Source organism: Acuticoccus sp., assembly GCF_965213555.1.
In the GTDB taxonomy this organism is placed as follows: domain Bacteria; phylum Pseudomonadota; class Alphaproteobacteria; order Rhizobiales; family Amorphaceae; genus Acuticoccus.
The window spans coordinates 2,315,474-2,333,719 of record NZ_OZ243890.1 but is presented as its reverse complement, the minus strand read 5'-3'; the positions used below and the strand labels follow the sequence as shown (position 1 = coordinate 2,333,719).

The 18,246-nt window shown below is 70.7% G+C and carries 16 protein-coding genes; 5 read left to right on the top strand and 11 right to left on the bottom strand.

Features of this window, described 5'->3' with window-relative positions; genetic code table 11:
- Nucleotides 1-37 precede the first annotated feature (37 nt).
- From ACOOE8_RS11055 to dksA, 4 genes are all read right to left on the bottom strand, one after another.
- Nucleotides 38-433, bottom strand: a complete 396-nt coding sequence (locus tag ACOOE8_RS11055; RefSeq protein ID WP_420391532.1) for a DUF4112 domain-containing protein — start codon at nucleotides 431-433, stop codon at nucleotides 38-40.
- A gap of 93 nt (nucleotides 434-526) precedes the next feature.
- Nucleotides 527-1,621, bottom strand: a complete 1,095-nt coding sequence (gene recA, locus ACOOE8_RS11050; protein WP_420391531.1) for a recombinase RecA — start codon at nucleotides 1,619-1,621, stop codon at nucleotides 527-529.
- A 101-nt stretch (nucleotides 1,622-1,722) separates the two neighbouring features.
- Entirely contained in the window at nucleotides 1,723-3,777 is a 2,055-nt protein-coding gene (locus ACOOE8_RS11045; protein WP_420391530.1) for an ATP-binding protein, read from the bottom strand.
- 159 nt (nucleotides 3,778-3,936) lie between these two features.
- Complete coding sequence (dksA, locus tag ACOOE8_RS11040) at nucleotides 3,937-4,302, bottom strand: RNA polymerase-binding protein DksA (protein WP_420394686.1); 366 nt, start codon at nucleotides 4,300-4,302, stop codon at nucleotides 3,937-3,939.
- A 354-nt stretch (nucleotides 4,303-4,656) separates the two neighbouring features.
- On the opposite strand from dksA, the gene ACOOE8_RS11035 reads away from it, so the two are divergent.
- The 3 genes from ACOOE8_RS11035 to otnC are packed head-to-tail and all read left to right on the top strand — an operon-like array spanning nucleotide 4,657 to nucleotide 6,601.
- Nucleotides 4,657-5,499 (top strand): AAA family ATPase, encoded by an 843-nt coding sequence (locus ACOOE8_RS11035; protein ID WP_420391529.1) that lies wholly within the window; start codon nucleotides 4,657-4,659, stop codon nucleotides 5,497-5,499.
- Nucleotides 5,499-5,969: a SixA phosphatase family protein gene (locus ACOOE8_RS11030; protein WP_420391528.1), complete on the top strand. Its 471-nt coding sequence runs from the start codon at nucleotides 5,499-5,501 to the stop codon at nucleotides 5,967-5,969. The genes ACOOE8_RS11035 and ACOOE8_RS11030 overlap by 1 nt, the downstream gene beginning before the upstream one ends.
- Complete coding sequence (otnC, locus tag ACOOE8_RS11025; RefSeq protein WP_420391527.1) at nucleotides 5,966-6,601, top strand: 3-oxo-tetronate 4-phosphate decarboxylase; 636 nt, start codon at nucleotides 5,966-5,968, stop codon at nucleotides 6,599-6,601. The genes ACOOE8_RS11030 and otnC overlap by 4 nt, the downstream gene beginning before the upstream one ends.
- Nucleotides 6,602-6,654: 53 nt before the next feature.
- Here otnC and ACOOE8_RS11020 read toward each other — a convergent pair whose 3' ends face one another.
- The 4 genes from ACOOE8_RS11020 to ACOOE8_RS11005 all read right to left on the bottom strand — a co-directional run bounded on the left by ACOOE8_RS11020 (nucleotide 6,655) and on the right by ACOOE8_RS11005 (nucleotide 12,119).
- Complete coding sequence (locus ACOOE8_RS11020; protein ID WP_420391526.1) at nucleotides 6,655-8,115, bottom strand: DUF3754 domain-containing protein; 1,461 nt, start codon at nucleotides 8,113-8,115, stop codon at nucleotides 6,655-6,657.
- Between the two features lie 36 nt (nucleotides 8,116-8,151).
- Nucleotides 8,152-9,339 carry a vWA domain-containing protein gene (locus ACOOE8_RS11015; protein ID WP_420391525.1) on the bottom strand — a complete coding sequence of 396 codons (1,188 nt, stop codon included), beginning with the start codon at nucleotides 9,337-9,339 and terminating at the stop codon, nucleotides 8,152-8,154.
- A gap of 249 nt (nucleotides 9,340-9,588) precedes the next feature.
- The gene (locus tag ACOOE8_RS11010; RefSeq protein ID WP_420391524.1) at nucleotides 9,589-10,668 is read right to left on the bottom strand and encodes a YcjF family protein; all 1,080 of its coding nucleotides are present in this window, start codon (nucleotides 10,666-10,668) and stop codon (nucleotides 9,589-9,591) included.
- Complete coding sequence (locus tag ACOOE8_RS11005) at nucleotides 10,665-12,119, bottom strand: YcjX family protein (protein ID WP_420394685.1); 1,455 nt, start codon at nucleotides 12,117-12,119, stop codon at nucleotides 10,665-10,667. The genes ACOOE8_RS11010 and ACOOE8_RS11005 overlap by 4 nt, the downstream gene beginning before the upstream one ends.
- Nucleotides 12,120-12,220: 101 nt before the next feature.
- On the opposite strand from ACOOE8_RS11005, the gene ACOOE8_RS11000 reads away from it, so the two are divergent.
- Nucleotides 12,221-13,141, top strand: a complete 921-nt coding sequence (locus ACOOE8_RS11000) for a diacylglycerol/lipid kinase family protein (protein WP_420391523.1) — start codon at nucleotides 12,221-12,223, stop codon at nucleotides 13,139-13,141.
- A complete protein-coding gene (locus ACOOE8_RS10995) occupies nucleotides 13,138-13,992 on the top strand; it encodes a metallophosphoesterase family protein (protein ID WP_420391522.1) in 855 nt (284 codons plus the stop codon). Before ACOOE8_RS11000 ends, ACOOE8_RS10995 begins: the two co-directional genes overlap by 4 nt.
- A 30-nt stretch (nucleotides 13,993-14,022) precedes the next feature.
- Here the strand turns inward: ACOOE8_RS10995 and ACOOE8_RS10990 are convergent, their stop codons facing one another.
- The 3 genes from ACOOE8_RS10990 to ACOOE8_RS10980 all read right to left on the bottom strand — a co-directional run bounded on the left by ACOOE8_RS10990 (nucleotide 14,023) and on the right by ACOOE8_RS10980 (nucleotide 18,221).
- Nucleotides 14,023-16,131 carry a putative bifunctional diguanylate cyclase/phosphodiesterase gene (locus ACOOE8_RS10990; protein ID WP_420391521.1) on the bottom strand — a complete coding sequence of 703 codons (2,109 nt, stop codon included), beginning with the start codon at nucleotides 16,129-16,131 and terminating at the stop codon, nucleotides 14,023-14,025.
- Between the two features lie 309 nt (nucleotides 16,132-16,440).
- The gene (locus ACOOE8_RS10985) at nucleotides 16,441-17,574 is read right to left on the bottom strand and encodes an alpha-D-ribose 1-methylphosphonate 5-triphosphate diphosphatase (RefSeq protein ID WP_420391520.1); all 1,134 of its coding nucleotides are present in this window, start codon (nucleotides 17,572-17,574) and stop codon (nucleotides 16,441-16,443) included.
- Nucleotides 17,571-18,221, bottom strand: a complete 651-nt coding sequence (locus ACOOE8_RS10980; protein ID WP_420391519.1) for a DUF1045 domain-containing protein — start codon at nucleotides 18,219-18,221, stop codon at nucleotides 17,571-17,573. The genes ACOOE8_RS10985 and ACOOE8_RS10980 overlap by 4 nt, the downstream gene beginning before the upstream one ends.
- Nucleotides 18,222-18,246: the final 25 nt, after the last annotated feature.

The following is an 18,246-nucleotide window of genomic DNA, read 5'->3' as shown; positions in this document are numbered from 1 at the left end:
CCGCCACTTCGAGACGACGCCCGGGGGAGGGCCGTCGTCAGCGGCGGCGAATGGCGCCGGTGCGCGCGAGGTCCTTCTTCAATAGACGCATGTTGGCGTTGTTCGCCTTCCAGAACACGTCGATCACCGTCCCAACCAGCGGGATCGAGCCGACGATGGTGTCACCTGCGACGTTCGCGGCCATGCGCGCCAGCGTGCGCTTGCGCGCCCCCATGCGATAGCCCTGGGCGATCAGGTAGCCCGAGATCGCAAGGCCCGCCGCGTCGCCGATGCCCGGGACGATGCCAAGGATCGAGTCGAGCCCGAAGCGGATGCCGAACAGGCTGAACTTGGAGTCCAGCCAATGGGCGAGGTTGTCGAGCTCCTTGGTGGACGGCTCGGCGGAGTAGGCGCCGTCCTTGTCCCGTCGCCGCATCGAGATGGTTCTGGCCATAACGTCTCCTCGTCGGGAGAAATGGGTCCGGACCAGCCCCGGTTCCAGGCGAAGCACTCACCGACGCGACGACGGGGCGCCGAGGCCCCCCCGTCACAGGTCCGCGGGCGGCTCGTCCGGCGAGGCGGCGTCGCCGTCGGGCTCGGGCGCGCCGGTGATGCGGTCGGCGATGATGCCGGCGGCGCGGCGCACCTCCGCCTCGATGGCGTTCGCGATCTCAGGGTTGTCGCGCAGGAACTGCTTGGAGTTCTCCCGTCCCTGGCCGAGCCGCTGGCTGTCGTAGGAGAACCAGGCGCCGGACTTCTCCACGATCCCGGCCTTGACGCCGAGGTCGAGAAGCTCGCCGAGCTTCGAGACGCCCTCACCGTACATGATGTCGAACTCGACCTCGCGGAACGGCGGCGCCAGCTTGTTCTTCACCACCTTCACGCGGGTCTGGTTGCCCACCACCTCGTCGCGGTCCTTGATGGAGCCGATGCGGCGGATGTCGAGCCGGACGGAGGAGTAGAACTTCAGTGCGTTGCCGCCGGTCGTCGTCTCCGGCGAGCCGAACATGACGCCGATCTTCATCCGGATCTGGTTGATGAAGATCACCATCGTGTGGCTGCGCGAGATCGAGCCGGTGAGCTTCCTCAGCGCCTGGCTCATGAGGCGCGCCTGGAGCCCGGGGAGCTGATCGCCCATCTCCCCCTCGAGCTCGGCGCGCGGGGTGAGCGCCGCCACCGAGTCGATGACGAGAACGTCCACCGCGGCGGAACGCACCAGCGTGTCGGCGATCTCGAGCGCCTGCTCGCCCGCGTCCGGCTGGGAGATCAGGAGGTCGTCCACCTGGACGCCGAGCTTCCTCGCGTAGGTCGGGTCGAGGGCGTGCTCGGCGTCGATGAAGGCGCAGATGCCGCCCTTCTTCTGCGCCTCGGCTATGGTGTGGAGCGCGAGCGTCGTCTTGCCCGAGGATTCAGGGCCGTAGATCTCCACGATGCGGCCCTTCGGCAGCCCGCCGATGCCGAGCGCGATGTCGAGCCCCAAGGAGCCGGTCGACACCGTCTCGATCTCGATGGTCTGCCCGGCGCCGAGCTTCATGATCGAGCCCTTGCCGAATGACCGCTCGATCTGGGCGATCGCCGCGGTGAGCGCCTTCGACTTGTCCACCGAGCCACCTTCAACCACGCGTAGATCCGACTGCGCCATCGTGCTTCCCTTACGCTTCATCGTGGCTGGGGCCTCTGAGGTTCCGCGAGCTTGACACACCGCCAACTCGTTCGCAATCTGTTCAATAACTTAAAATTGTGTTAACGGGCTGGCGATCGCGCGAGCTCGGCCTTCACCGCCTCCGCGAGCGCCTTCAACGTGAAGGGCTTCGCGAGGAATGGAGCATCCCCGAGCTCGTCCACCGACGCGCCGTCGGCGTAGCCCGACATGAAGAGGACGCGAAGGTCGGGACGCACAGCACGCACCCGTCTTACAAGACCGGGGCCGTCGAGTTCGGGCATGATGACGTCGGTCAACAACAAATCCACCTCGTCGCCCTGCGCCTCGAAGATCTCCGCAGCCTCCACGCCGGATGGGGCGGACAGGACGGTGTAGCCCTTGGCCGTCAGCGCTCGCGCGGCGAAGGTGCGGATCGCCTCCTCGTCCTCGACGAGGAGGACGGTCGCCGAGCCGGTGAGGTCGGAGGCGGCCGGCCATGCCACCGCGTCCGCATGCACCGGCGGCTCGGGCGCACTGCCGGCGCGGGCGGCGTCGGCAGCACGTGGCTCCGTACTTCGCACACCGATGGGACGCAGCTCGGTGGCGCGTGGCAGGTAGACACGGAACCTCGTGCCGTGCCCCTCCGTGCTGGCGACGGTGAGCGTCCCGCCGGTCTGCTTCACGATGCCGTAGACCGTGGACAGGCCGAGCCCCGTCCCCTCCCCGGTCGCCTTGGTGGTGAAGAACGGCTCGAAGATCTTGTCGAGGATGTGTTGCGGCATGCCGGTGCCCACGTCCTCCACCTCGACGAGGACGGCGTCGCCCTGGGGTCCCTCGCCGACGTCGCTGACGTCGAGCTCGACCTCGCCGACGGGGACGTTGCGCGTGCGGATCGTGAGCCGTCCACCGCCCTGCATCGCGTCACGCGCGTTGACGGCAAGGTTGATGACGACCTGCTCCAGCTGCGACTGGTCGGCCAGCACCGGCCACAGGTCACGCCCATAGCTAAGCTCGAGCCTGATCGGCTCGCCGATGAGCCGGTCGAGCATGATCGACAGGTCGGCGAGGACGTCATTCAGGTTGACGACCGTCGGACGCAGCGTCTGCCTGCGCGAGAACGCGAGGAGCTGCTTGACGAGGCCCGCCGCCCGCTGCGCGCTCTGCTTGATGTTCATGATGTCGCGAAACGCCGGATCGGACGGCCTGTGGTTTTGCAGGAGGAGGTCCGAGAAGCCGAGGATCGCCGTCAGCACGTTGTTGAAGTCGTGGGCGATCCCCCCTGCGAGCTGGCCGATCGCCTGCATCTTCTGGCTCTGCGCGATCTGCGCCTCGAGCTCGGACTGGTCGGTGACGTCGGACACGCATACGAGGACGGCGTCCACGGAACCCGGGAACGGCTTGGCGGCCAGGCGCATGCGACGCTCCGACGCGCCGGCCGCCACGACCTCGGCGCGGCTCGCGCCCGCCCTGTGCGCCTCGGCGACGAGCCGGCCGACGGTCGCGCGGTCGACCGCGAGCGCGTCGGCAAACGTCGTCCCGACCGCAGCGACGGACCGAAATGCTGCGTTGGACGCCAGGATCGCACCGTCCTCGCGGGCGACCGCGGCGGCGGCTGGGACGAGGGCCACGAGCGCGGCCGCGGCGTCGTCCACGCGCACCGCGGCCGGGCGAGCCACCTCCTCAAAGGTATGGATGAGGCGCTCGCCAACCTTTTCCACACGCACGAACAGCGAGTGTGGGACGAACCCCTCCGCGGCACCGGCCTCACAAGCGCGACGGCGCACATCGTAGAGCGCCACGGCGGCGTCGGGCCGCGCAGCCAAGGCGTCAGGATGGGCGGCGAGGCCTTGCGCCGCCATCATCCCGGCGAAGGCGCCGTTGCTGGCGACGAGGCCACCGGCGAGCGTGGTCACCGCCATGGGGCTGGCTGCGCCGTCCGCCCCTCGGTGCTCGGCGTAGGCAAGCACCGCGCCGACGCCGGTCGCGACGAGGGCCAGCGCCGACGCTGCAACTGTGAGCGGAAGCGGGCCGGAGAGTGCAACGTTGCCAGCCGCGAGGGAGAGCGAGGCGAGCGCAACGGCTGTCGAGCGGCCCGTTGCCGGCGCGCTTGCATCGACCGCACGGGCAGTGCGTGAGTGGAGGGTGCCACCGAGCATGGCAGCGATCTTGCACGATTCGCGAACGGCACGAAGCGCACGAGCCCCGAACCGGCGCTCCCTGGGGGGCCAACGTCCGGGGCTTGGTGTGTAGGGCCGGCCCGATGGGCTGGCTGCGTGCGGCGTCGCCAACCCGCCTGCTGCCGGCAGCGCCGCGCGTCAGTCGTCCCGGTGGATGCGCTCGCGCCGCTCGTGACGCTCCTGCGCCTCGATGGAGAGCGTCGCGATGGGACGCGCGTCGAGGCGGCGCAGCGCGATGGGCTCGCCCGTCTCCTCGCAGTAGCCGTAGGAGCCGTCCTCGATGCGCACGAGCGCGGCGTCGATCTTGGCGATCAGCTTGCGCTGGCGGTCGCGGGCGCGCAGCTCGATGGCGTGATCGGCCTCCGAGGTCGCACGGTCGGCGAGGTCTGGGTGGTTGCGCTCGCGCTCGGCGAGTTGCTCCAGCGTCCCCTTGGCCTCCCGCAGGATGTCGGACCGCCAGTCGAGGAGCTTGCGCTGAAAGAAGTCCCGTTGCCGCTCGCTCATGAACGGCTCGTCCTCGGAGGGACGGTATTCTTGGATCTCGTCGTCGACCACCCCAGCGCCCCGCTCGCCCAAGCCCGCGCCGCCGCTATACACCGTTGCCCTTGGATTGCAAGGAAGTGACCCCGACGGCTTTGGGCCGTTGCGTCGACGAGTTCGATGCAAGCGGAGCGCGAGTGCGATGTGGAACGGCCGGCAATGCTTCGCCAACCCTGCCCCATCACCGCCTGCAAGGTCGACGCGAAGCTCGCCGCCGCACCTTGACTTTGCCCGCCGCACGCTCGCTGATGCGCGCGCCGCCCGAGGCTGCGGCTGCGGCCGATGCGGGCCCGCTCTTCAAGGTCCCAGGAGGTCGGCATGCGCTTTGAAGGCTCGAGCACCTACGTCGCCACGAAGGACCTCCAGGTGGCCGTCAACGCCGCCATATCGCTGGAGCGTCCGCTCCTCGTGAAGGGCGAGCCCGGCACCGGCAAGTCCGTGCTCGCGCGCGAGGTGGCCGAGGCGCTCGGCGCACCCCTCATCGAGTGGCACATCAAGTCCACCACCAAGGCGCGCGAGGGGCTCTACGAGTACGACGCCGTCGCCCGGCTGCGCGACAGCCAGCTCGGCGACCCCAAGGTGTCGGACGTCGCGAACTACATCCGTCCCGGCAAGCTGTGGGACGCGTTCGCCGCGCCCGAGCGCCCCGTTCTCCTCATCGACGAGGTGGACAAGGCGGACATCGAGTTCCCCAACGACCTGCTGCTCGAGCTCGACCGCATGGAGTTCACCGTGCTCGAGACCGGCGAGCACGTCGCAGCGCGCCAGCGTCCTGTGCTGATCATCACCTCCAACAACGAGAAGGAGCTGCCGGACGCGTTCCTGCGGCGCTGCTTCTTCCACTACATCAAGTTCCCGGACGCCGAGACGCTGGCGCGGATCGTCGAAGTGCACTTCCCGAACCTAAAGCGCGAGCTGCTGAGGGCGGCGTTGGAGACCTTCTTCGAGCTGCGCGAGGCGCCGGGGCTGAAGAAGCGACCATCCACGTCCGAGCTGCTCGACTGGATCAAGCTCCTCGTGGTGGAGGACGTCGACCCCGCCGTGGTGCGCGAGAAGGACCGCGGCAAGATCCTACCGCCGCTGCACGGCGCGCTCATCAAGAACGAGCAGGACGTCCACCTGTTCGAGCGCCTGGCGTTCCTGGACCGGGCACGGCGCTGATGCGCCACTTCGTCCTCATGCGCCACGCCAAGGCGGAGGCGGGCGAGGGCAAGATCGACTACGACCGCACCCTCGTCGAGCGCGGCTGGAGCGAGGCCGACGCCACGGCCAAGGCGCTCGCCGCGCGCGGCCTTGCTCCGGAGACGATCCTCGTGTCGGCCTCACGCCGGACCCGTGACACGCTCGCGGCGACGCTGCCGCACTTCCCCGGAGACTGCATCATCCACCTGCGTCGCTCGCTCTACGACGCGGACGTGACGGACCTGCGCGACGCCCTGCGCCGGTCCCAGGGCCAGCGCGTCCTGCTCATCGGCCACAACCCCGCGGTCCACGAGCTGGCGCTGGAGTTCGCCGGTTCCGACGCCTCCGGCGCGGGCCTCACCCAGGGCTTCCCGACGGCGCATGCGGCCGTCTTCACGCTCGGCTTCGGCCTCGATACCGTCAGGTTCGAGGAGGTGGTGCGCCCGTGAGTGCCGAGGCGTCCGCCCGCGAGGAGGTCGTGCGCCTCGCGGCGATGCTTTACTTGCGGGGCTACGCCCACGGCACCACGGGCAACATCTCCGTCCTCACCGACGCTGGGATGCTGGTGACGCCGACCAACTCGTCCATGGGAGCGCTGGATCCGGCGCGCATCAGCCTGGTCGACCGGGACGGTGGCCTCGTCTCGGGCGACAAGCCCTCGAAGGAGACGTTCATCCACCTCGCGATGTACGCCGAGCGGACGTCGACGCGGGCCGTGGTGCACCTGCACTCGACCCACGCCGTCGCCGTCTCCATCCTCGCGGAAACCGACGCGGACGACGCGCTGCCGCCGCTCACCGCCTACCACCGCATGAAGGTCGGACGCCTGCCGCTGGTGCCCTACGTGCGGCCCGGCGACATGCGCCTTGCCGACGAGGTGCGCACCCGCGCCGCCCATGCCCACGCGATGCTCCTCGCCAACCACGGCTCCGTGGTCGCCGGCACCTCGCTCATGGACGCCGTCGCCATCGCCGAGGAGCTGGAGGAGACCGCGAAGCTGCGCCTCCTCACCGAGGGCCGCCCGGTGCGTGCGCTCACCGACGCGCAGCTCGCCGAGCTCGACGCACACTTCCCAAGCTGAACCCTCAAGCTTCGGTCAAGCTGACGGTCGGTCAGGTCGCTGCGAGCTGACGGTCAGGCCTCGGTCAGGTCGGCCTCGCGCTCGCACCGGACGGCGCTGTCGCTCACGAGCTCACGCGTGTCGCGGACGTCGTCGGCCCTGGCGAGCTCCTGGTACCGCGCGCTGGCCTCGGCGATGGTCGGGAACTTCAGGACCGACCCCTCGCGGACCACCGCGCCGTCCTTCACGAGGCGCGACAGCGCGTCGTCAAGCTCGAAGTCGACGGCGACGCCGTAGCGCTCCACGATGATGTCGTCGATCCGGCGCTTTGCGGCGGCGAGCTCGCGCTCCTCGAGCGTCTGGCCGGCGAGGAAGTAGAGCGTGATGAGGTCCTCCTTCACGTCCTCCTCCTCCGCCCGGTCGAGGAGGAGGGCCAGCGCCGCACGGTTGTTGGCGAGGTTGTGGAAGAACAGCTTCTGCGCCAGCTCCATCATGTAGCGCGTGCGCTGGTTGAAGAACGTCGCGACCTGGCGACCGAGGAGGCCCGCGAAGCCGATGAGCGCGCCGACGGCCGCGAACGGGTTCGTCGCCGCCAACACCTTGCCGGTCGTCGTGAAGATGCCGAACAGCGTGCCGCCGCCAGCCGTCGCGAAGAACTTGATCTTGTCGAACGGGCGGAACTGGACCCTCCGCAGCGGGAACAGGATCTGCAGGTCGTGCTCCGGCATGTCCTTGAACACCTTGATGTAGATGTGCTCCGCCGTCGTGTCCTGCGGAAGTTGCTTGCGCCGCTTCTTCACCCGCTTCAGCGCCCGCGCCTCGGAGATGCCCTCGGCGGCAGCGACGTCCCTGGCGCGGTCCGCGTCGGACTTCAGCTTCAGGAGCACGAACAATCGCCGGTAGACGCGCACCTTGTACTCGTACTTCAGGATGTACGCCGTCTCCGGCCGCCGCACCGCATGCGTTTTGATGTAGACGTCGCGCACGAAGACCTGCAGGAGGTTGTACTCGGCGAGGTCGACGGTGATGCGCAGCGAGTAGCTCGACTGCGAGCTCAGGATCTCGGTGATCTCCTGGTTCCGAAGGGCGGTGTAGTTCGCCCTCGTCAGGAGGTGGGTCGTGAGCTCGGCGAGGCGGGCCTCCATGGCGGCGGCCTCGGACGGGTCGGGCTCGTACACCTTCAAGGTGTCGGCGTCGGGGCTGAAGGGCAGGTAGAGCCGACGCATCTCACGGCCGAGCGCGCGGTAGTCGTGGTTCCTGTGCCGCTCGAGGCGCAGGGCGAGCTCGGCGAACGTCTGGGTGGCGGCGCCGTCCTCCACGTCACGGCACAGGTCGGCGATCACCGCCTGGCGGGTGAGCGGGATGAAGCGGGACACCGCGATCGGCCGCTCGCGCGCGCGATCGGCCTCGGGGGGCAGCGGGATGCCCGCCACCTGGCGGGCCCAGTGCGAGAAGGGTCGGCGACGCGGCGTGTCCTCGGGGCTGTCGGCGCTGGGTCCCGGCTCGCGGGGCGCTCGGTCGGTCGTGGCGTCCATCGTCGTCCCGCTCCCGTCGGCCTAAGGCGCGCAGGGTCAACGCCTTAGGACGGTGATCGCCTCATCGAGCCCTGACAGGGTCAGCTCGTACATCCGCCCGTCCATGACCTCCGACAGGATCGCGGTGGACTGGGTGTATTGCCAGAGGTCTCGCCGCACGGGGTTGATCCAGGCCGCCTTGTGGAAGTGGCCGAGGAGGCGCTGCATCCACACGGCGCCGGCCTCCGCGTTCCAGTGCTCCACCGAGCCCCCGGGCGCGACGACCTCGTAGGGGCTCATCGCCGCGTCGCCGACGATGACGAGGCGCGTGTCGGCGGGCAGCGTGCGGATGACGTCGAGCGTCGGCATCTGCTCGGTTCGCCGGCGGGTGTTGGTCGTCCAAAGACCCTCGTAGACGCAGTTGTGGAAGTAGTACTGCGTCAGCGAGCGGAACTCGGATCGTGCCGCGGAGAACAGCTCCTCACAGACCCTCACGTGGTCGTCCATGGAGCCGCCGATGTCGAGGAGGAGCAGCACCTTCACCGCGTTCTGCCGCTCGCGCTGGGTCCTGACGTCGAGGAAGCCCTCGCGCGCCGTCGCCCTGATCGTCTCGGGCAGGTCGAGCTCCTCCGCCGCGCCGGTGCGAGCGAAGCGGCGCAGCTTGCGAAGCGCGATGCGGATGGCGCGGGTGCCGATCTCCACGTCGCCGTCGAGGTCGCGGAACTCGCGGCGGTCCCAGACCTTCACGGCGCGGCGATGCCGGCTCTTATGCTGGCCGATGCGCACGCCTTCCGGGTTGTAGCCATCGGCCCCGAAGGGGGACGTGCCGCCGGTGCCGATCCACTTGTTGCCGCCCTGGTGGCGCCCCTTCTGCTCCTCGAGGCGCTGGCGCAGCGTCTCCATCAGCTTCTCGAAGCCGCCGAGCGCCTCGATCTGCGCCTTCTCCTCCGCGGAGAACACCCGGTCGGCGAGCGAGCGCAGCCACTCCTCGGGGATCTCGGTGACATCGACGCCGGGTGCCGCGTCGGACAGCGCCTCGAGCCCCTTGAAGACGCGGCCGAACACGCGGTCGAAGGCGTCGATCTTCGTCTCGTCCTTCACGAGGGCGGCGCGGGCGAGGTAGTAGAACGTCTCGATGTCGTCCCCCGCCATGCCGTCGCGCATGCCCTCGAGCAGCGCGAGGTACTCGCGCAGCGAGACCGGCACGCCCTCCTGGCGCAGCCCCTCGAACAGCGGTGTGAACATCGCTCACCCTCCTCGTGCTTCCGGCAGACCGGAAGCCGCAGCGGCGCACGGACGGCCCCGGCGCGCCGTCCATTCCGGTGGAAGACCCCCCGGAGGGGGTCTTCCCTGAAGCGACATTCCGGCGGAGCCGACACCCTCAGAAGCGCGCCGAAGGCGTCGCGGGTCAAGGCCGAAGAGCGCAGCGTGCCTTGAGGCGCGACGCCTTCGGCGCGACACCGAGCCCACGAGGGAGCAACACGGCACGGCTCCTCACGGCTGCTCCACTCGCTCCTCCCCCGGAGCGATGCGCGCGATCTCCGACAGGATGTCGTTGACGCGCGGTCGTCGCGTTCCGTGGAAGGGGAGTGGGCGCAGGACGTCGAGTGCGGCGAGGCCGAGGCGCGCCGTCATCAGCCCGTTGACGATGCCCTCGCCGAGCTTGGCTGACAGCTTCGCCGCGATCCCCTTGCCGATCACCTCGCCGATGAGCGAGTCGCCGGCCGCCATCCCGCCGGTGACGGCAAGGTGGGCGACGGCGTGGCGCAGGACGCGCAGGAAGCCGAGCGTCCCCGGCCGGCCGCCGTAGGTCATCGCGACGCGCCGCACCATCACGAGCGCGGCGAACACCACGTAGCCGACGTCGACCAGCGCACGCGGGGACAGCGCGGTGACCGCGGCGACGCGGCGGGAGGCGGACACCACGTGGCCGATCGCCTCCCGGTCGAGCGCCGCGAGGACCTCACGCTCGGCGAGCGCGATGAGGTCGCGGCCGTCGATGACCTCGCGCATGTGCCCCTTGAGCGCGGCGCGGCCGCGGGCGGTGGCGGGCCGGTCGGTGTAAAGCTCCGCGAGGTCGGCGAGCACCCTGCGCGCCGCGGCGCTGTCGTCGGAGGCCACGGCGGCGTCGGCGCGGCGGCGCAGCGCCTCGACCTCCTTGAGGTGGCGGATGGCGAACCACTCGCGCAGCGCCACGCCGGCAAGGCCGACCACCATCAACGCCGCGAAGAGCGCCGCGAGCCCGCCGAGCGCAGGGGCGCGGGCCAGCATGTCCTCGACAAAGGCGGTCAGCGAGATCGTGAGCGCCAGCGCGCTGAGCCCCGCGACACCGGCACCGAACATCCCGGACCAACTCACCCGCCGCCGCCGCCGCCGCTTGAGCGGAGCGGGCGTCGGCGCGGGACCGGTCGCCTCGGGGGCGGCGACGGGCTCGGGGCGGATCCCGCGGCGACGGCGGGACGGGCGCGGCGGCGGAGCGGCCTCCGGCGCCTGCGCCGCGGCATCGGGGGCCCCGGCCGGCGCGTCGTCGAAGTCGACCTCGTCGAGGTCGAACACCACCGGTCGGCGCGTCATTGCAGGCGGTCCCCCACGAGGTACTGCAGCGCGCGGTCGAGCCTGATGTGCGGCAGGCTCAGCACCACGTCGTTGGCGCGCTCGATGCGGCCGGGACGAAACCGCAGCGTCGTCACGCCGTAGCTCCCCTCCGCGAGCTCGGCCTGCGACGCCGGATCGGATGGCAGCTCGTCCGGCAGGTCACCCGGAAACAGGCCGACCTCCGCCTCGCCGTCGAACACGCGCCCGTCGATGCGCTCCCCGGCGAGCGGCGTGCCGGCGATGGCGTGCCAGGTCTCGCCGCCGCGCGTGACGGTCGCCTCGCGCGTCGCGCGCACCGCCGCCATCGCCGCGACGTCCACCTGCGCGCCGGAGACCATGGCGCCCGCCCGCGCCTCGGCGACGAGCTGTCCCAGGATGGCCTCCAGGCGGTCGTGGTCGCGCTGATGCACGTGGTCGGCCTTGGTCGCGGCGAACAGGATCCGCTCGATCCGCCGGTCAACCAGCGAGCCGAGGAACGACAATCGCCCGGTGCGGAAGCAGGCGAGCACGGAGGACAACGCGCGGCGCAGCTCGCCGAGCGCCCGCGGCCCGCCGTTCAGCGCCGACAGGACGTCGACGAGCACGATCTGCCGATCGAGCCGGGCGAAGTGGTCGTGAAAGAAGGGCCGCACCAGGTGCGTCTTGTACGCCTCGTAGCGCCGCTCCATCATCGCCCACAACGAACCGGCCGGGGCCTCCTTGTGCGCCGGGACGTCGAGCGGCGCAAAGGTGAGCGCCGGCGAGCCCTCCATGTCGCCCGGCATGAGGAAGCGGCCCGGCGGCAGCGCGGCGAGCGCGTTGGGGTCGGCCCTCGCTGCCCTGAGGTACGCGGTGAAGGCGTCGGCGAGGGCCAGCGCGTCCGCCTCGCGGGCGCTCGCGACGGGGTCCGTCGCCGCAAGGGCAGTGCGCAGCTCCGCCGCCTTCCGCGGACGGCGCGCGGCCTCACCCAGCGCCTCGCGGCACCAGCTCGCGTAGGACAGGGTCATCAGCGGCAGGTCGAGCAGCCACTCGCCGGGGTAGTCCACGAGGTCGAGGTGCAGCCGTCCGGGGCCGAAGCGGCGGGCGAAGAGGCGCGCGCTCTCGTACTCGATGGTGACGCGCAGCTGCGCGATGCGCCGCGTCGAGGCCGGCCAGACGCGCTCCTCGACGAGCGCGCGCACGTGATCCTCGTAGGGGAAGCGAGGCACCTCGTCATCGGGCTGCGGCGCGAGGCGGGCGGAGGCGAGCCGGCCCTCGGCGTAGGGCGCGAACATCGGCAGGCGCCCGCCGTGGACGAGGTTGTGCACGAGCGCGGCGAGGAACACTGTCTTGCCCGATCGCGACAGTCCGGTGACGCCGAGCCGCAGCGTCGGCGCGACGACGCCGACGCGCTCGCCCACGCTCACCGCCGCGAGCCGCGCGCCGTCCTCGATCCGCCTCAGCCGCTCCAGCAAGCCTGTTCCCCTCGCCGTCCGACCCCAAGTAGGCGGACCAGCAGCAAAGAACAGCGCCTGTCGTCGACCCAAGGGGCAACGGATGGCGCCCGCCCGCGTTGCCGCCAAGGGTCAACTGCGAGAGATTAATGCCCTCGGCCGCGCTCATCTTCAACGAAGCCTCGGGCAGTCACCTCAACCGTGCTGACGCGAAGGCCGTTGCCACCGACACGTTGATCGCCGCCGGGTTCGCGGTCACGCCGATGGAGGGCAAGGTCGACGAGCAGATCCGCCAGAGCCTGAAGGCGGAGACCGACATCATCGTGGTCGGCGGCGGTGACGGCACGATCCGCGCGACCATCGAGGCCCACCTCGGCGGCGGTCGCCCCATCGGCATCCTGCCGGGCGGCACGATGAACCTCCTCGCGACCGACTACGGCATCCCCGAGGACGTTGAGGCCGCCGCCAGGGTGATCGCCGACGGCCACCTCCTCAGCGTCGACTGTGGCGACGTCGACGGCCACCTGTTCCTCCACACGCTGTTCACCGGGCTGCCCGTGCGCATGGGCGTCCATCGCGAGGCTCGACGGGGCAAGCTGCGCATGCTGGACCGCATCCGGCTCGCCGCGCACGCCATCACCACGCTGCCGCGCGACCCCAAGCTCACCATGGAGGTCGCCACCGAAGCCGGTGAGCGCACCATCGTCTCGCCGTCGTTCGCCGTCATTGTCGGCACGATGTCGGACAACCTCCTGCCGCGACCCCACCGTGACACCGTGTCGGGCGGCCTGATGACGGTGTTCGCGATCCATCCTGACAGCGGCGTCGACGTGGCCCGGCTCGTCGTGCGCGGCGCCTTCGGCCAGCTCGCGGAGGACCCTGACGTCGACAAGATGGTCGGCACGGCCGCGGACCTGCGAGGACCGCGCCGTCGCATGCACGCCATGCTGGACGGCGAGGATGCGCTGATCACCTCGCCCTGCAAGGTGCGCATCCGCACCGGCGAGGTCCAAGTGTTCGCGCCCAAGGAGCCGCAGTGACGACCATCGCCCAGGTCTCGGACCTGCACTTCGGCTCGGAGGAGCGGTCGACGACCGAGGCGCTGATCGACGAGCTGAATCGCGAGCGGCTCGACCTCGTCATCGTGTCCGGCGACCTGACGCTCGCAGCCCGCGACGAGGAGTTCGCGCGCGCCCGTGCGTTCATCGACGCCCTCGACGCGCCGACGCTGTCGGTTCCCGGCAACCACGACATCACGCCCTGGAACATCCCCGAGCGCTTCGCCGCGCCCTACCGGCGGTGGCACCGGCACGTGTCCGACACGATCGAGCCGTCCTGGTTCTCCGACGACGTCGCGGTGGTCGGGCTCAACACCGCGCGGCGCATGCGCCTGAGGCTCGATTGGTCCCACGGCAGCCTGTCGCGTCGGCAGATCGAAGGCCTCGCCCAGCGCTTCGACGGAGCCGGGCCGGACGTCTTCCGCATCATCGTGGCGCACCACCCGTTCATCGAGGAGGAGGCGCAGGACCTGTCGAACCGGCCGCGCGCCATCGTCAAGCGGGCCGAGAAGGCCCTCGCCGCCTTCGTCGAGCAGAGGGTCGACCTCGTCACCGCAGGGCACCTCCATCGCACCTACGCGGCGGCGTTCCATACCGCGCCGGACGAGCCCACCGTCATCGCCGAGGCGGGCACGCCGGCCCACCGCGTGACCGTCATCCAGGCCGGCACCGCGCTCTCCTCGCGCACCCGCGAGGAGCCCAACGCGTTCAACAGGATCGAGATCGAGCAGGGTCGGCTTGCCGTGCACACCGTCACTTGGCTCGACACCCGCTGGGAGCGCGACCCCGAGCCGCTGGTGACCATCGAACGCCCGTCCGCCGCGGTCCCCTGAGGCGCCGGCGACGGGACCAGGGCCGGAGCGTCAGCCGGCGACGTCGGCGAGGAGCGTGCGGATGCGCGACTGTCGCGCCAAGAACTCGATGGCCTCGTCGAACGGCAGCGCGCGTGAGAAGACGAAGCCCTGGCCCACCGTGCAGCCGAGGGCGCGGAGGCAGCGCAGCGTCTCCTCGTCCTCGATGCCCTCGGCGACCATGGTCAGCCCCATCTTCCCGGCGAGCTGGACGATGGCGGCGACGATCTGGTGGTCGTCGGAGCTGTTGGCCGACGTCGACACGAAGCTACGATCGATCTTGAGCTCGCGGATGAACGGCTCGCGCACGTGGGTGAGGGAGGCGAAGCCGGTGCCGAAGTCGTCGAGCGCGACGCGGTAGCCCGCGGCGGACAGCTCCGTGAGGTTGTCGTAGACCCCGCCGTCGTCGCGGATGAGGACGTTCTCGAGCACCTCGAAGACGATCTCATCAGTGGGCACGCCGGTCTCCTCGCCGAGGCGACGCACGTCCGCCACCAGGGTCGGTCGTTGGAGCTGCGCGCGGTTGAGGTTGATCGCGACGTGTCCGAACGACAGGCCGCGCTCGCGGAACGCGGCGGCGGCGCGGAACGCGCCATGCAGGCTGACGTCGGACAACGGTCCACCGAGGTCCCTATCGTCGAAGGCGGCGGCGAACTCGGCAGGGCCGAGCGTGCCGCGCTCGGGGTGCTCCCAACGGCACAGCGCCTCGAAGCCGACGACCACTCCGGACTGAAGGTCGTGCTTGGGTTGGAAGTACGGCACGAACTCACCGCGCGCGAGGCTCGCCCGCACCCGCGCCATCCGGCTGCGGTGGAGCTCGCGCGCCTCTCGCATGCACGGGTCGAAGCGCCTCACCGTCCGGCGGCCGGCGGACTTCGCCTCGAGGAGCGCGTGGTCGCAGGCCTTGTAGATGTCGACCTTGGGCGAGACGTCCTCGGGGAAGATCGCGACGCCGATGGAGGTCGACAGCGCGACCTCGTCCCCACCGACGCCGACGTCCGCGCACAGCGTCCTTGCGATGCGCTCGGCGAGCGCCATGATGCCGTCGGTGTTGGCGGCACGGGAGACGATGACCGCGAACTCGTCGCCGGCAAGGCGCAGGACCGTATCGGATGCGCGGGTGAGGCTGGTGAGGACGCGGGCGACGAACTTCAGGATCTCGTCGCCGGCCGGGTGCCCGAAGGTGTCGTTGATCTCCTTGAAGTTGTCGATGTCGACCAAGAACAGCGCGGCATGCAGGCGCTCCTGCTCGGCGCGGGCCAGCGCCTCCCTCGTCGCGCGCTCGAACATCGTCCGGTTGTAGACCCCGGTGAGCGCGTCACGCTCGGCGAGGTCCTGCATCTCGCTCATGTGCGCCCGGCCCGCCGTGACGTCCTGCACGGTGGCGAAGATGGCGCTCGGCGAACCGGCGCGGCAGCGCGTCTCGCCGTGGACGCGGACCCAAGCCCGCCTTCCATCCGGGTGTTCGATCTGACGTTCGAAGTCGAAGATCGCCGACCGACCGTCGCAGCCCATGAGTGTCCGGTGGACGAAGGCACGGTCGAACGGGTCGAACGCCATGATGAAGGCTTCGAGCGTGTCGAGGGCCGGCACGCCGAGGACGTCGAGGGCGGAAGGCGAGGCATCGATCCGCTCCTCCACGGCGTCGAAGGTCAGGGTGCCGACGCCGATGAGGCGCTGCGCCCGCGCCATCTGCCGGTTCTCCTGCTCGAGGCGACGGACCCAGCTGGCGATGGCGGCCTGCTGGCCGTGCCACTGGGCGTCGAGCTCGTCGACGAGCGTCTTCACCGCAGCGACGTCGAACGGCAAGGTCCGCTCGCTCCCGTCGAGCGCGGCGACGACGATCGCCGCGCCGTCCAACGTCGCGTCGAAGGCGACCCCCACGAGGCAGGGTCCGACTGCGGGCGTCAGGCGCAGCGCGCCCGCCGTGACGGGGACGCTTGGCCACCCGGCAAGGACGGCGGCGGCATCCACCGTCCCGTCGGTGTGGATGGTCGGCTGGGTGCCGTCGAGGGCATCGATCACCGCGCACGGCGCCTGCAGCGCCCGTGCGACAACCTGGGCCAGCCGGACGATGCGCGTCGTCGGCGCCCGCGCGCACGCGGCCGCCGCGTCGGTCATGATGCTGTCTGGGGACCCGCCGGTCGCCGTCATTGTTCCTTACCGCCCTGTCAGCCCTCTCCCTGGAAGGCGCTCGTCGATCGGCAACAACCCTAAAGCGGGCTCGCCTGCCGCAAGCTTGTGAACACGATCCAAAGTGGCCACTAATGCTGGCTGAGGGCGTATAGCAGCTTGTGCGCTTTGCACCCGTGCGCCCCCAGCGAGGGCTAGGGCGGTTTGGGGTTAGGTAGAACCACCTGACCCCAAGAAGACCGCTCTTAATCAACGAGCTAGAGCATCTTGTCTGGGTCTGAGGAGACCCAAGATGCTCTAGAGGACGCGCCGACCCTCGCGCCAAACGGAGCGGACCACGGGGATCGTGCCACGCTCCGGCCGACGCACGCGGACGAGGTCGGCGCGCAGGCCCACGGCGAGCCGCCCGCGATCGTGGAGGCCCAGCGCTGCCGCGGGATTGGCGGTCACCGTCGCAAGGGCCCGCGGCAGTCCCCAGCCCGCACGGTCCGCGAGCACGAAGGAGGCCTGCAGCATCGAGAACGGCACGTAGTCCGACGACAGGATGTCGAGCGCGCCGCGTCCCGCGAGGTCGTCGGCCGAGACGTTGCCCGAGTGCGAGCCCCCGCGCACGAGGTTGGGGCCGCCCATGAGGATGCGCATGCCGGCCGCCTTCGAGGCCTCGGCCGCCTCCACGGTGGTCGGGAACTCGGCGAGCGTCGCTCCGTCGCGGACCGCCTCGGCGACGTGGGCGGCGGTCGCGTCGTCGTGGCTCGCAATCATCACGTCCCGCGCCCGCGCCCGCTCGGCGAGCTCGCGCCGGTTGCGATCGGACCAGATCGCGGCGCGAGCTACGCGTTCGGCCTGGAACACCTCGAACTGCGCGTCCGACATGCCGCTCTTGCCCTGGAAGTAGGCACGGTAGGCATCGAGGGAGCGGAACTGGCGCTGGCCGGGAGTATGGTCCATGAGCGAGACGAGGTCGACGGGGCAGTCGTCGAACAGGGCGAAGCCCCTCAGCGCGCCCTCATCGGAGACCTCGCAGCGCAGGTGGAAGCGGTGCTCGGCGCGCAGCCGCCCGTCGTCCTGGGCGGCAGCGATGGCGTCGGCGATGGACCGCGAGTCCTCCGACGTCAGCCTGGAGTCGGCGTCGAGCCCGACGCGCAGGGCGTCGAGGACGGTGGTGATGCCGGACGCTGCGATCTGCGCATCGTGCGCCTGGATCGCGGCGGTCATGTCCCACCGCACCATCGGGCGCGGCGAGACGTGGGTCTCGAGGTGGTCGGTGTGGAGCTCGATCAGCCCAGGGACGACGTAGTCGCCTTCGCAGTCCTCGCCGCGCGCGGCCCCCTCGCCCAGCCCAGCGATGCGCCCGTTCTCGACCACCAAATGGCCGCTGATCACCTCCACGTCCAAGACGAGGCGTGCGTTGGTCAGCGTCAACGCGCTCACTGGCGGACCGCCTCGGTGGCGATGACCCGGAAGGGTCCGCCGGGCTCATCCTCACGATAGACCGCGTGGACGAGCCGATGGTGTGCCCCATCGTGCTCCGCGAAGTGGCCGTGCGCGGCGTCGGCGACCGAGGCGGCGTCCGCGAGGTCGAGGGGGCCGGTCAGGGTCATGTGAAACGTGAAGCGGTCCATGACGTAGGGGTAGCCCCACCGCTCGAGCAACGCGAGGCCGTGCGCGTCGAGCCGCTCGGGCCGGCGCCGCGCGCGCTCCTCCACCGTCAATGGCGCGCGCAGGGGTTCGAACGCCTCGACCGCCCGTCGCGCCGCTGCCTCCGCCGCCTCGTCTTCGGTCCGGAAGGCGAGGAAGCGCGACAAGGGTGCGATGGTGAGCCGCAGCACGAGCGGCGGTCCCGCGTAGGCTTGGTGGAAGGCCTCGAGGAGCGCCGGCTCGTCCGCCCCCTCGGCGAGGCGGAACGGCGCCTTCAGCGTCGCGTGGAAGCCGTACCGGGCCGGCACGTCGGCACGGGCCGAAGCCGGCGCGGCGGTCGCCCGCGGCGTCTCGTCGAAGGGCGAGCGGCCGAGCCAGCGGGCCGCCGCGTCGGCCAGCGGGTCCCCCTCGGGCGGCGTCAGGTAGATGGCGTAACGCACGTGATGTTTGGCCTCGGACCGAACC

Excerpts from the sequence above, each read along its gene's own strand:
- ACOOE8_RS11020 (WP_420391526.1), bottom strand. The coding sequence starts at position 8,115 with ATGGACGCCACGACCGACCGAGCGCCCCGCGAGCCGGGACCCAGCGCC.
- ACOOE8_RS11035 (WP_420391529.1), top strand. The coding sequence starts at position 4,657 with ATGCGCTTTGAAGGCTCGAGCACCTACGTCGCCACGAAGGACCTCCAG.
- ACOOE8_RS11045 (WP_420391530.1), bottom strand. The coding sequence starts at position 3,777 with ATGCTCGGTGGCACCCTCCACTCACGCACTGCCCGTGCGGTCGATGCA.
- ACOOE8_RS11055 (WP_420391532.1), bottom strand. The coding sequence starts at position 433 with ATGGCCAGAACCATCTCGATGCGGCGACGGGACAAGGACGGCGCCTAC.
- recA (WP_420391531.1), bottom strand. The coding sequence starts at position 1,621 with ATGGCGCAGTCGGATCTACGCGTGGTTGAAGGTGGCTCGGTGGACAAG.
- ACOOE8_RS10990 (WP_420391521.1), bottom strand. The coding sequence starts at position 16,131 with ATGACCGACGCGGCGGCCGCGTGCGCGCGGGCGCCGACGACGCGCATC.
- ACOOE8_RS11030 (WP_420391528.1), top strand. The coding sequence starts at position 5,499 with ATGCGCCACTTCGTCCTCATGCGCCACGCCAAGGCGGAGGCGGGCGAG.
- ACOOE8_RS11010 (WP_420391524.1), bottom strand. The coding sequence starts at position 10,668 with ATGACGCGCCGACCGGTGGTGTTCGACCTCGACGAGGTCGACTTCGAC.
- dksA (WP_420394686.1), bottom strand. The coding sequence starts at position 4,302 with ATGAGCGAGCGGCAACGGGACTTCTTTCAGCGCAAGCTCCTCGACTGG.
- ACOOE8_RS11015 (WP_420391525.1), bottom strand. The coding sequence starts at position 9,339 with ATGTTCACACCGCTGTTCGAGGGGCTGCGCCAGGAGGGCGTGCCGGTC.